The organism is Actinocrinis sp. (assembly GCF_035605935.1).
In the GTDB taxonomy this organism is placed as follows: Bacteria; Actinomycetota; Actinomycetes; order Streptomycetales; family Catenulisporaceae; genus Actinocrinis.
Window position 1 is genome coordinate 1 of sequence record NZ_DATNGK010000283.1, and the last position, 11496, is coordinate 11496.

At 69.2% G+C, this 11496-nt stretch carries 12 protein-coding genes; 7 read left to right on the top strand and 5 right to left on the bottom strand.

Features of this window, described 5'->3' with window-relative positions:
• Positions 1–250: 250 nt before the first annotated feature.
• Positions 251–943, bottom strand: a complete 693-nt coding sequence (locus VN779_RS22900) for a hypothetical protein (RefSeq protein ID WP_325726740.1) — start codon at positions 941–943, stop codon at positions 251–253.
• A 347-nt stretch (positions 944–1290) separates the two neighbouring features.
• Between VN779_RS22900 and VN779_RS22905 the strand changes: the two genes are divergently transcribed.
• Both VN779_RS22905 and VN779_RS22910 read left to right on the top strand, forming a co-directional pair.
• A complete protein-coding gene (locus VN779_RS22905) occupies positions 1291–1506 on the top strand; it encodes a hypothetical protein (RefSeq protein WP_325726742.1) in 216 nt (71 codons plus the stop codon).
• A gap of 102 nt (positions 1507–1608) precedes the next feature.
• The gene (locus tag VN779_RS22910) at positions 1609–2541 is read left to right on the top strand and encodes an alpha/beta hydrolase (RefSeq protein WP_325726744.1); all 933 of its coding nucleotides are present in this window, start codon (positions 1609–1611) and stop codon (positions 2539–2541) included.
• 21 nt (positions 2542–2562) lie between these two features.
• Here VN779_RS22910 and VN779_RS22915 read toward each other — a convergent pair whose 3' ends face one another.
• From VN779_RS22915 to VN779_RS22925, 3 genes are read right to left on the bottom strand one after another with little or no spacing between them, the layout of a single operon-like run.
• Positions 2563–3462: an ABC transporter permease gene (locus VN779_RS22915; protein WP_325726746.1), complete on the bottom strand. Its 900-nt coding sequence runs from the start codon at positions 3460–3462 to the stop codon at positions 2563–2565.
• The gene (locus VN779_RS22920) at positions 3459–5066 is read right to left on the bottom strand and encodes an ABC transporter permease subunit (RefSeq protein WP_325726748.1); all 1608 of its coding nucleotides are present in this window, start codon (positions 5064–5066) and stop codon (positions 3459–3461) included. The genes VN779_RS22915 and VN779_RS22920 overlap by 4 nt, the downstream gene beginning before the upstream one ends.
• Positions 5063–6001 (bottom strand): ABC transporter ATP-binding protein, encoded by a 939-nt coding sequence (locus VN779_RS22925; protein WP_325726750.1) that lies wholly within the window; start codon positions 5999–6001, stop codon positions 5063–5065. Before VN779_RS22925 ends, VN779_RS22920 begins: the two co-directional genes overlap by 4 nt.
• Before the next feature lie 168 nt (positions 6002–6169).
• Here VN779_RS22925 and VN779_RS22930 point away from each other — a divergent pair, with 168 nt between their 5' ends.
• Positions 6170–7462 carry a sensor histidine kinase gene (locus tag VN779_RS22930; RefSeq protein WP_325726752.1) on the top strand — a complete coding sequence of 431 codons (1293 nt, stop codon included), beginning with the start codon at positions 6170–6172 and terminating at the stop codon, positions 7460–7462.
• Positions 7459–8169, top strand: coding sequence for a response regulator transcription factor (locus VN779_RS22935; RefSeq protein WP_325726754.1), 711 nt, complete (start codon positions 7459–7461; stop codon positions 8167–8169). The genes VN779_RS22930 and VN779_RS22935 overlap by 4 nt, the downstream gene beginning before the upstream one ends.
• Positions 8170–8183: 14 nt before the next feature.
• On the opposite strand, the gene VN779_RS22940 is transcribed toward VN779_RS22935, so the two are convergent.
• Positions 8184–8834 carry a helix-turn-helix transcriptional regulator gene (locus VN779_RS22940; protein WP_414639742.1) on the bottom strand — a complete coding sequence of 217 codons (651 nt, stop codon included), beginning with the start codon at positions 8832–8834 and terminating at the stop codon, positions 8184–8186.
• A 191-nt stretch (positions 8835–9025) separates the two neighbouring features.
• On the opposite strand from VN779_RS22940, the gene VN779_RS22945 reads away from it, so the two are divergent.
• From VN779_RS22945 to VN779_RS22955, 3 genes are all read left to right on the top strand, one after another.
• Positions 9026–9556, top strand: coding sequence for a DUF2231 domain-containing protein (locus VN779_RS22945; protein ID WP_325726758.1), 531 nt, complete (start codon positions 9026–9028; stop codon positions 9554–9556).
• 63 nt (positions 9557–9619) lie between these two features.
• Complete coding sequence (locus tag VN779_RS22950; RefSeq protein ID WP_325726759.1) at positions 9620–10057, top strand: hypothetical protein; 438 nt, start codon at positions 9620–9622, stop codon at positions 10055–10057.
• A gap of 273 nt (positions 10058–10330) precedes the next feature.
• The gene (locus VN779_RS22955; protein WP_325726761.1) at positions 10331–11464 is read left to right on the top strand and encodes a cellulose binding domain-containing protein; all 1134 of its coding nucleotides are present in this window, start codon (positions 10331–10333) and stop codon (positions 11462–11464) included.
• The last annotated feature ends 32 nt before the right edge of the window (positions 11465–11496 follow it).

The window sequence follows — 11496 nt, forward strand, 5'->3', positions numbered from 1 at the left end:
CCGCCTTTCTGAAAAATCCGTGCACGCGTGTCCCGCGTTACCCTCGTCCGCCGTCGGCGAAGCTATCGCGAGACCCCCAGCGCGCAAGAGCGTCTGTGGTCAAGAGCCGTTGTAAACGAGACTCGCCGCTGCACTCCAGCCGCGTAGCGGAGATGTCATCGCGGGGGTTTATTGGGGAAAAGCAGGACGGCGGCCGGCGGCTCGAGGGTGGGAAAAGGCAGGCTGTCCAGTTGAGCGGGACAGCATCCGGTTATAGGCGGCGTTTGACGGCTGGAACAACTGAGACGGTCCACACCCACGATGGGCACGGCTCAAGGTACTCGTGGTTGTCGGAGTGATAGACGAGGCAACCGACCAGCCAGACACCGCCGTCAGCGGTCCCGTACGCGGCCTCGGCATGCGCGGTCGCCGATACGATCACGGACACTAGGGCGTAGTCCTGCTCGTTGCCCGACTGTCCGGGCGCGGGGGTGAGGAAGTCCTTGTAGGCACGCATCGCGGTGTCGCCGGGCGCAGGGTTCGCCTGCCGGTGGAAGAAGCCGTTGACGTCGCGCGGGTGCGGACTGGCACCGAGCCACGCGGCACTCGGCTGGAAGCTGTAGATCGCGCGGGCGTGCAACAGCATCCACTGCACCACTGTGTCGACCCGGGCGGTGGTCTGAGCCCCGGTCAGGCCTTCTCCAGCGTGGCTCGCATCGCCAGCGAAGCCGCGACACAACGGCTGCGCACCGTCATAAGCCGTCTGATACGTGGCGACCACCGTGTCGCGTGTGCACACCGGGATCGAGCCTCCGCTGGACACGGGCGCGCCCGCAGCCACGGCTGTCGGCGCGGGTGGCGTCGAGGATCCACAGGCTGCGGTGAGCAGCACAAGCACGGTCGCGGCCGCGACGAGCGCCGTGGCCACCGGGCGCCGCGCCAGTCGGGAGGTTGAAGGGGTCACGCCCATCACACGGCCAAGTCGCTGTCCGCGTTCAACGCGCCGTTGACGGGCGGCAACAGCGCCTCATCGCCGGTCCTCCGCGACGATCGCGTTGGCCGGTAATTCGGTACAGCTCGCGACCGCGCAGTATGTCTACGGGGCAGCCTCAACGAGGTCGTGTCTGGCTTGATCGCGAACTGGGATTGCGGCGGCAACGGCGAGGCGGTCAAGTGATACGACGGTCCAGCTCGGCTCGGCAGGGCGAACAGGCTGGGAGCGTTGTACCCCGGCTATCGGGCGAGTGTACTTCGACACCAGTTTGCCGGACTGGTCGCGACGTTCGCGAAGGCACAGGATAACGTCGGTTCATGAATGAGAACGAGGCGTTGGACACCGATGGCACCGTGCAGGCGGACGATTTCGTCGCCGAGCTGATCCTGGGGCTCGAGCGCGCCGCGGACGGGGAGTCGGATCCGGAGATCAAGTCGCGGCTGCGCGGCGCGGCTGCCGTCCTCGGCACCATCGGCAGGCACGTCACCACCGAAGTCGCCGGCAAGATCATCGTCCGCGCGATGGACCTCTAGGAGGGCGCCGGCTCCCGCTCGCCGGGAGCTGGCGTAGCGGCTCTATCTGAAAGGCGATCGGCGGCTCTACGATGCCGACGCCGACTGTATGGAGGGGACCCGATGCCGCTACATCCGGAAGTCGAGGCGATGCGCGCGCGCCGGGCAAATGCCGGGGCCGCACCGCTGTACACCTTGTCCCTGGCCCAGGCCAGAACTGCGGACCTGGCCGATATCCAAGCGGCCGTGGGCAGCGGCGAGCCGGTGCACGCGGTTACGGAACATGTCGCCACCGGCCCCGGCGGCGAACTGCGCATCCGGGTATACGAGCCCGATGACGGCCGCGACCGGCCGGCCCTGGTGTACTACTTCGGCGGCGGATGGACGCTCGGCAACCTCGAGACCTGCGACGCCATCTGCCGGACTCTGACTAATGCGGCGGGATGCGTCACGGTCTCTGTCCAATACCGGCTCGCCCCGGAGCACCCCTTCCCAGCCGCGGTGGAGGACAGCTACGCCGGCCTCGACTGGCTGGCCCGCAACGCGGCCCGGCTGGGCGTGGACGCCGACCGGCTCGCCGTGGGCGGCGACAGCGCCGGAGGCAACCTGGCGGCGGCGGTTACCCTGCTGGCCCGCGAACGCGGCGGGCCGAAGCTGCGTCACCAACTTCTGGTGTATCCGAACACTGACTACGGCTGGGATCCGGAGGCGTTGAGCGCATACGAGGACCCGCTGCTGTTCAACCGGTGGTCGGTCGAGTGGTACTGGAAGCACTACCTGACGAACGCACAGGACGGACTCGATCCGCTCGCCTCGCCGCTGCGCGCGCCGAGCCTGGCCGGGCTGCCCGACGCCACTGTGATCACCGCCGAATACGACCCCTTGCGTGACCAGGGCGAGCAGTACGCACAGCGACTGCGTGAGGAAGGCGCCAAGGTCGAACTGCGGCGCTACGAGGGCATGGCCCACGGCTTCTTCGGCATGTTCGGCGCGTTCACGCTCGGCCGCGAAGCTGTTGCGTTCGCGGCCGAGCGCCTCGCTCAAGCGCTGAGCTAAGGCCGGTGCCCGAGGGCGGAGTTACGCGTCGCGTAGCCGCAGGGCCAGGCCGCCGACGAGCAACGATCCGGCGGCCCAGGCGGCGAGCACACCCAGCCCCTCCCACGGGCCGATCGGCATACCGGCGAGATCCCTGGTCGCCTGAATGGACAAGCCGGCATTCATCGGCGCATAGCGTTCGATGCGGTTGTGCCAATGGGGGTTAGTGACCACCGCGCCGATGACCGGCGAGAGGTAGAGAAGTGCGAGCACGACGCCGATCGACGTGGCGGACTCGCGTATCAGGGTTGCGATGCCTAGGCTCAGCAGCGCGATGAGAGTCAGGTAGAGCACTGAGCCGCCGGCCGCGCGCAATACCGAGCCGTCCGTGAGGGACAGCAGCGAAGGATAGCCGTGCGCGGCGGTGAAACCCTTGCCGGGCATGACCAATCGGCCGATCAGTAGCGAGCCGAGTACGGCTATCGTCCCGGCGAGCAGGGTAAGGCCAGCGATAAGCAGCGACTTGGCGGCCAGCACGGTCGATCGGCGCGGCATGGCGGCAAACGTGACGCGGACCATCCCGGTGCTGTACTCGCCGCAGACCGCCAGCACCGCAAGGATGGCGGCCACCGACTGCCCGAACTCGACCCCGATGAGGCTGACCTTCGCCGGGTCCTGACCGCAGTCGGCGGCCGGGCAGGTGACCGCGGCCTCGGACGCCACGCTGATGGCGATCGTCAGCACGGCGACCGCGGACAGCAGCCAGAACGTGCCCGGCAGAGTACGAAGCTTCGTCCACTCCGCGTGCAACGCTTCGCGCAGGTTCGCCCAACTGGTCCGCGGCCTAATCGAGCCCGGCTCCCGCGCCGCCCCCTGCTGCGGCGCGGACGTCAGCTGCGGTGCCTGCTCGGTCCCCGATGCGTGATCCACGACCCGGCTCACGCGTCTCTCCGGCTCAGTCGCAGGTGGGCGAGGCCGAGCGCGAGCAGGGCATATCCGCACAGCACGGCGAAACCAGCCCAAGGCGAGAGCGGGAAATATCCCTCTGCGGGCGTATAAGAGGCCGTCACCTGCGGATATGCCACCAAGGTCTGCTGGACCGCGAACGCGGCGGCGGGCGTGAGCCGCGTCAGCCACTCGGACGCCCCCGCGGGAAGCACCGATGCGACCGCCAGGATGTAGGGCAACACGATCGCGACGATCACGATCGTCACCGTCGCGGCGCTGCGACGCAGCAGGGTGCCGACGGCGAGCGCGAAGACCGCGACTGCGGCGAACAGCGCTGCGGTGCCCGCGATGACGCGCAGTTCGGTCAGTGCTGATACCGGGAGGATGTACTCGCCATGGTTGTACGAAATGTGGTTGGCGAGCGGTAGCGACACAGCAGCGGCGATCAGCCCGGCCACGAACGTCACCACGCCGATGACGAGCGCCTTGGCCGCCAGCACCCGTCCGCGCCGTGGGCTCGCAGCCAGCGTGAGTCGAATCAGCCCCCTTCGATATTCGACGGTGATGAACATCGCCGCCACGACCGCGATCGCGATCAGCCCGGCGAAGACGCCGACCAGGCCTTGCTCGATAGGCTGCCCCGCGTCACGGATCGGCGCGATGTCCCCGGTACCCGTCACCGTGAACTCACCTCCGGACTGCTTGAACGGCGTGACGAACTCCGGCTCCCCGGCCCGCGCCCGCGGCGTCCCCATGTAGTCGCCCGTCCAGCCGTCGCCCGAGGACGCGCCCTGAACCGCGACGTTATCGAAGGTGCCGGTCGCCAGCGTCGGACCACCCGCAGCCGACGAGCCGCCGAAGGACTGATTGACCACCACGTAGTCGGGGGAGGCCGCGAACAGGCCGACCTGCACGGTTTGCGGCAACCCGGGAAGCTTCACGGTATCGACGGCGGTCCAGCGTGTGCCGTCTGTCGAGTAGTCCCCGGTGATCGTGTCGCCGGAGCGGACAAGCCTCAGCCAGCGCGGAGACGAAGCGCTTACCGCACCGGGAGCGCCGGCCACGTCGTGCGTGTAGTTGTACTGCATCCGCACGCCGTTGCTGCCGGTCACCATCATCGCCGCGTATGCCGAGCCCGCGGTGTCGCTCTGCTTGATAATGATCCCTGCTTTGGACCAAGGCTGCGTGCCCGGCGTCATCCCGGAGGTGCCCGTCCCAGCCTGCATGATGCCTGCTGGAGCATGTAGCCCGGTGAGTGAGGTGACTCGCGCGATCAGGCTCCCGTTCCCGCTAAGCGACTGGTGGACGAAGTAGAAGGAGTCTGACACCACCTCGCCGTCCGGCCCCAGCGGCGGTGTGATGCGGCAGGCCGCCCCGGTGTGCTGGTCCGACGGGTTGGGACCGCCGCAGCCGATGGTGCCCCCGCTGGCCGTCAGCACGGCGAACCCGATCGTCAGCAGCACTGCGACTACCATGCCGATGATCCAACCGCGCACGGTGCGGAACTTCGTCCACTCGGAGTGCAACAGCTGGGTGAAACCGTCGCGTACCGACTGCATCCCGGTGCGGTACGGCGTGGCCGTGGTCGTAGAAGTCATCGCGCGGCTCCCTCGTCATCCGCAGGAGCGGCGCGGAACTCGACCGCTTCGCGTGTCAATTCCATGTACGCCTCTTCCAGCGTCGCCCGGTGCGCCGAGACTTCGGAGAATGGGACCGCGCTCGCGTTGAGCAGCGCGACGACCCGGTCGGCTGTAAGCCCGTTGATGGTCAGCGTGTCCAGGCCGGTGGTCGCCACGGTCGCGCCCGCGTTCGCCAGCACCGTCATCGCCTGGGTTCGCGCGGCGGTGCGCAATGCGACCCGGTCACCGGATGCCGCCGCGATCAATTCGGCGACGCTGGTATCGGCGATGACCTTGCCGCGGCCGACCACCACCAGATGGTCCGCCGCGTCCTGCAGCTCGCTCATCAAGTGACTGGAGACCAAAACGGCGCGACCCTGCGCGGCCAGCGAACGAAGGAAGCCGCGCATCCACACGATGCCCTCGGGGTCCATGCCGTTGAACGGCTCGTCCAGCATCAGCGCTGGCGGATCGCCGAGCAGCGCCGCCGCGATGCCGAGCCGCTGCCGCATGCCGAGCGAGTAGCCGCCGGCCTTCCGGCGGATCGCCGAACCGAGACCCGCCTGCTCGACCACCTCGTCGACCCGCCGCGCCGGCAGCCCCTGCGAATGCGCCAGCCACAGCAGGTGGTTACGCGCCGAACGGCTCGGTTGGAGCGCGGCGGCGTCCAGCAGCGATCCCAGATGGCTAAGTGGATGTCGCAGCGTGCGATAAGGCTTCCCGCTGACCAGCGCGGTGCCCGAATCCGGCGCGTCCAGACCCAGGACCACCCGCATCGTGGTCGACTTGCCCGCGCCGTTCGGTCCGACGAACCCCGTGACTTGCCCTGACCGGACCGCGAACGACAGTCCGTCCAGCGCTTGAGCTGACCCGAACCGCTTGCGCAGGCCGGCTACTTCGATGGCTGCTTCCATGCCAGGCAGGCTAGGGGTGGCGCGGCCTCCAGATCGTCACGCTGCAGAGCAATCCTCGCCGTAGCTGACCCGAGGGAGGTAAACCGCCGAATATCCCTCGTACGAGGGACAGGCGTGTCCCCGCGCTCGGGGACGTCACCGTGCCCGGCCAGCGGCGACAATAGCGGCGTGGAGGTGAGACAGGTGGCCGGGGCAGACGAGCGGCGAGAGCGGTGGGCGCACAGCTGGCGGCGGTTCGCGGCTGCTCCACGGATTCCGGCCGTCGCGGCGACGCTGCTGAGCCTGGCCGCGGTGCTCGAACTGGCCGTTCGGACCACAGCCACCGAAACGACCCGTGTCGGCGCGAGCCCTGACACCTCGACGCGGGTGCTGCACCTCGGCGACACCGGGCTGAGCTGGCAGGCACTGACGTTGGTCTACGTTTTCGGCCTGGCCGCCACGCTCTCGCCGGCGCTCTCGAGGCAGACCGTCGCGGCGGTGTCGGTTTGCGCGGCGAACGTGCTGATGTTCGGCCTCTTCCAGACGCTGACCCTCGCGGGCGCGGTCATGCAGGTGCTCGTGCTCTATCGGCTGGGGCGAAGCGGGTCACGAGTCCTGGCTCCGGCGCTCGCGGTGCCGTTCCTCGCTCTCGCGCTGGCCGGGTTCCGCTCGGCGGCATCCGAGGCGGTCGTGCTCACGACGCTACTGGCCTCGCTCGCTCCGGCGGCGGCGCTGGCCGGACTGGCGCAGCGTGAACGCGGCGAGGCGCGAGCGCGCAGCGCGGCGGAGGAGGCAATCGCCAGCACACTGATGGAGCACACCGCCCGCGGCGAGCGCGCCCGCATCGCCCGCGAACTGCACGACGTGGTCGCCCACCACATCTCGATGATCGCCGTGCAGGCGGAAACGGCCCGCCTCGCGACTCCGGGAATGCCCACCGCCGGAGCCCGCAGGCTGCTGGAGATCGGCGACACCGCGCGGGCCGCGCTGACCGAGATGCGCCGGCTGCTCGGCGTCTTGCGCGACGACGCGCGCGCCGCCGACCTGTCCAATACAGCGGGACAACTGCCGCGAGCCGAACGACGGCCGCAGCCGACGCTCCAGCAACTCGTCGAATTGCTGGACGAAGCGAGGAACGCGTCCATGACCGGTGTGCGGCTCATTGTGTCCGGATCGCCCGCGACTCTCGACCCAGGCGTGGAGTTGGCTGCTTACCGCATCATCCAGGAAGCCCTCACCAACGCTCGCCGCCATGCGCCGGGCGCCGCCGTCGATGTCGAGTTGCACTACACCGACGAGACGCTGCGGCTGCGCGTACGCGACAACGGGCCAGCGGAGGAGAAACCGGGGGCCGGGCACGGACTGCTCGGGATGCGGGAGCGAGCCGCGGCGGTCGGCGGGCTGCTGACTGCCGGTCCGGCGTCGGTCGGCGGCTTCCTCGTCGAGGCCACGCTTCCCGCCAAGGTGGAGGTGATCGTATGACCGCCGCGTCCGCCGCGATCCGTGTGGTGGTGGCCGACGATCATCAGGTGGTCCGCAGCGGGTACGCCGCGCTGCTGGACACGCAGCCGGACTTCGACGTCGTCGGCACGGCGCGCGATGGAGCCGAGGCGGTGCGGATCTGCCGCGAGTCGCACCCGGACGTGGTTCTGATGGACGTGCGGATGCCGGAAATGGACGGCATCGAGGCGACGAAGCGGCTGCTCGGGAGCGACCACGGCGATGTTGCCAGTGCCGGCGGCACGCCGCGCGTGCTCGTGCTGACGACGTTCGACCTCGACGAGTACGTGTACGACGCGCTTCGCGCGGGCGCGAGTGGCTTCCTGCTCAAAGACGTCACCGCCGAGCGGCTTTTCGAGGCCGTGCGCGTGGTCGCTTCCGGTGAAGCGTTGCTTGCGCCCTCGGTCACCCGCCGCCTCATCAGCGAGTTCGCGCAGCTGCGGCCGAAGCAGGACGGCGCGTCGAAGGCCGCGTTGTCGGCGCTGACGCCGCGCGAGACCCAGGTGCTGCGGTTGGTCGCGGAAGGATTGTCGAACCCGGAGATCGCGGCCCGGCTCGTCGTGACCGAGGAGACCGTAAAGACTCACGTAAGCCGGGTCTTGGGCAAGCTCGGACTTCGGGACCGAACCCAGGCGGTCGTCGCGGCATACGAATCAGGGCTTGTGGTGCCGGGAATCAGCCCACGCTAGTTCTAAAGCGCGCCCTACGCCTGGCTCGCTTCCTCGGGGGCGCACAGTCGCACGCAGCAGGAGCCTGACTCGGGTTGCAGCACTGCGGTCGCCGCGTCGGCAGCGCCGAGGCCCTGCAAGTAACCACCCAGGAAGCGGTGGTTGATGCCGCACACCAGGTCCGGAGCCTTCGCCGCGAGCGGATGGAACGGGCAGTTGCGCAGCAGCAGCAACGCCGGGGCGGCGCGCTCGGGCTCGAATCCGAGGGCTTCGAGCGTTTCGGCCGCGAGCGTCAGGGTGCGTTCAGTGCCTAAGCGGCCGGGGCGATGCCGGTCCCGGTCGGCGCCGCCCAGCGCGGTACCGCGTCGATCGGCGACTTCGAATGCGATGCTGCGGGCTGTGTGCTCGCCGTCCTCGGTCAGGACCGCGTCGGCGAGGATCTCGGCGAGCAGCTCATGCCGTCGCTCCGGAATGCTCACCTGTATCAAGTCGGGGACCGGCTCGTAGAGCTTGGGCGCGCGCCCGACGGTCCGCGCCCGCCCCGGAGCGTCAGTGCGCGTACGTAGTAGGCCGACGTCCACCAACTTGTCCAGATGGAACGCGGCGAGCTTGCGCGAAATGCCGACGCTGGCCGCAGCCTCGTCGCGGGTGACCGGGCGACGGGCACGGCGGATGAAGGCGTACATGCCGCGGCGCAGCTCGTCGCCGAGCGCGCCGACCGCGGTCACCGGGTCGCGCTGCTGCTGATCCACTGCTCCAGAGTAACGCCTATGGGTGTATCCGAGCCTGGATCGGTCACTCGAAGATGCCTAGTCCTTGACCGAACGTCGGAATAAGACCAAACTTCGTTGGCGAAACAGGTTTGGAGGAGGCAGTCGTGAGCACCCAACCGCAAGACGGCAAGCACCCGGTTTCTTCGCTGCTGGCGGGTCCGTACGGTCATCCGCTGCACCCGCTGCTGGTGACCGTGCCGATCGGCGCGTGGGTGGCCAGCCTCGTGTTCGACATCGGCTCACATGTGGCAGGACGCGGCGGCATGCTCGCGGACGGCTCGCTGTGGCTGATCGCCGTCGGCGTGCTGGGCGCGCTCGCCGCCGCCAGCGTCGGGTTCCTGGATCTGTTCGCCATCCCGACCGGTACGCGGGCCTTCCGCACCGGCTTGGTGCACATGTCGCTGAACTTGGCGGTGACGGCCGCATACGCGGGCGGCTTCGCCTGGCGGCGCGGCGGCTACGGCCACAGCGCGTCGGTTGGCGCGGGCCAGCTCGCGCTGTCGGCGGTCAGCCTGGCTGTGCTCGCGGTCTCGGGTTTCCTCGGCGGAAAGCTCGCTTACCGCTACGGAGTGCGCGTGGCCGCCGAGACGGTGCAGCGCGAAGGACTCGAACGCACACCCGCGGCCCGCGGCTAGGACCGGCCGCCTCCTGCCGACTGCCGCATCCTCAACCTTCCGACGACGAGAAAGTAGGGCACCATGCACATCGCCGCCCTGGTCACCTGGCTGATCACCGCGCTGGGCGGGTTCTACCTGCTGGGCACCTGGATCGCCCGCGGCGCGCTGCGCGCCCCCGGCTCCTCGCGGCTGCCCGCCCCGGTGCTGTTCGGCCACTTCCTGCTGGCCGCGGCCGGGCTGGTGGTCTGGATCATCTATCTGGCCGCCGACAAGAAGGCGCTGGCCTGGACCGCGTTCGCTCTGCTCGTGCCGGTCGCGCTGCTGGGGCTGGCCATGTTCGCCCGCTGGCTGCCCGGCGTCCGCACCCGCCACGCGGTCACACCGGCCGGCGCTCCCGGAGCGGCTGCCCCCGCCGAAGCGGCACCGGAGCGGCACTTCCCGATCCCGGTCGTGCTGGGGCACGGCGTGTTCGCGGTGGCCACCGTGATCCTGGTGCTCATCTCCGCGATCCAGAAGTAGGCCGACGCTGCGTCTCAGCGCCGTCGCCGAGCCCTGATGGGCCTCGGTGGCGGCGCTTTGGCCGTCGTGGGCGGCGAGCAGACAGTCTGAAACTTTCCGCACGTCACGGCCCTCACGCGGCATCGACGCGACCAGCTATCGCCGTTTATTGACACCGTGACCGGCCACGCGCATGCTCCCTGCGCAAAGGTTTTCCCACTCTCGCTCAACTCCAAGGGCACCTGGACGAGCAGTCACCCACACAACCCACCTCGCCCCACCCGGAGGTACCAGGTGCACAAAGGACGAACACGCGCGGTCCTCGCCGCCGGAGCCATGGCGGTGAGCCTCGTCGGCGTCACCATCGCGACCACGGTCACCGGCCATGCCGCCACGGTCGGCTGCCAGGTCAGTTACAGCGTCAGCTCGCAGTGGACCGGCGGCTTCGGCGCCAACGTCGCCGTCACCAACCTCGGCGCCCCGATCACCGGCTGGACGCTGCGCTGGAGTTTCGGCGCCGGACAGACCGTGACCCAGGCCTGGAACGCCACTGTCACCCAAAGCGGCGCGGCGGTCACGGCCGTCAACGCCAGCTACAACGGCAGCCTGGCCACCGCAGGCAGCACCTCCTTCGGCTTCAACGGATCCTGGAACGCGAGCAACCCGGTGCCGAGCAGCTTCACCCTCAACGGCACCCTGTGCACCGGCAGCGTCACCGGCTCCACCAGCGCCTCGCCCACCGGCCTCGGAACGCCCAGCCGCTCCGCCAGCGCGAGCGCCTCCCCGAGTACGTCACCCAGCGCGTCCCCGAGCACCTCGCCGGGCGGCCCGCCCCCGACGCACACGGTGCGCGTGTTCTGGCTCAAGCCCACCGACGTCGCCTACGACCCGGCCTACCCGAACGGCATCACCAGCGTGATGCAGGAGGCGCAGCGCTTCTACAAGCAGCAGCTCGGCAAGACCTTCACGCTCAACAACCCGGCCGTCGAGGTGGTCAACGGCCAGCACGACACGAACTGGTACATCACCAACAACTGCGACCCGAACGGCGACCACTACTGGTGCGTCGTGTTCAACATGCAGGCCGAACTGGAACAGCGCTTCGGCGTGAACGACCCGGACAGCCGGTGGCTGATCGTCGGCGAGGTCAGCGCCGAGGAAGTCAACAAGTCCGGCGGCGGCGGCTCTCCGGGCTGGGTGCTGCTCAGCGGGCATGACGCCGATGGCGCGGCCGGCAAGAACGGCCCGATGGACCGCTGGTACGGCGGCATGGTGCACGAGCTAGGCCACGCCTTCGGCCTGCCGGACGCCACTTCCACCGACGGCACCTGCATGTCCGCCTCGCTCTACGACTACCCGAACTGCACCTTCAACCAGACCCAGAAAAACGCGATCCTGACCGGTCCGTACGCGAGCTTCCTGTCCTGACGCACTGACAGGTCGTTTTCGGCCAAGCGGCG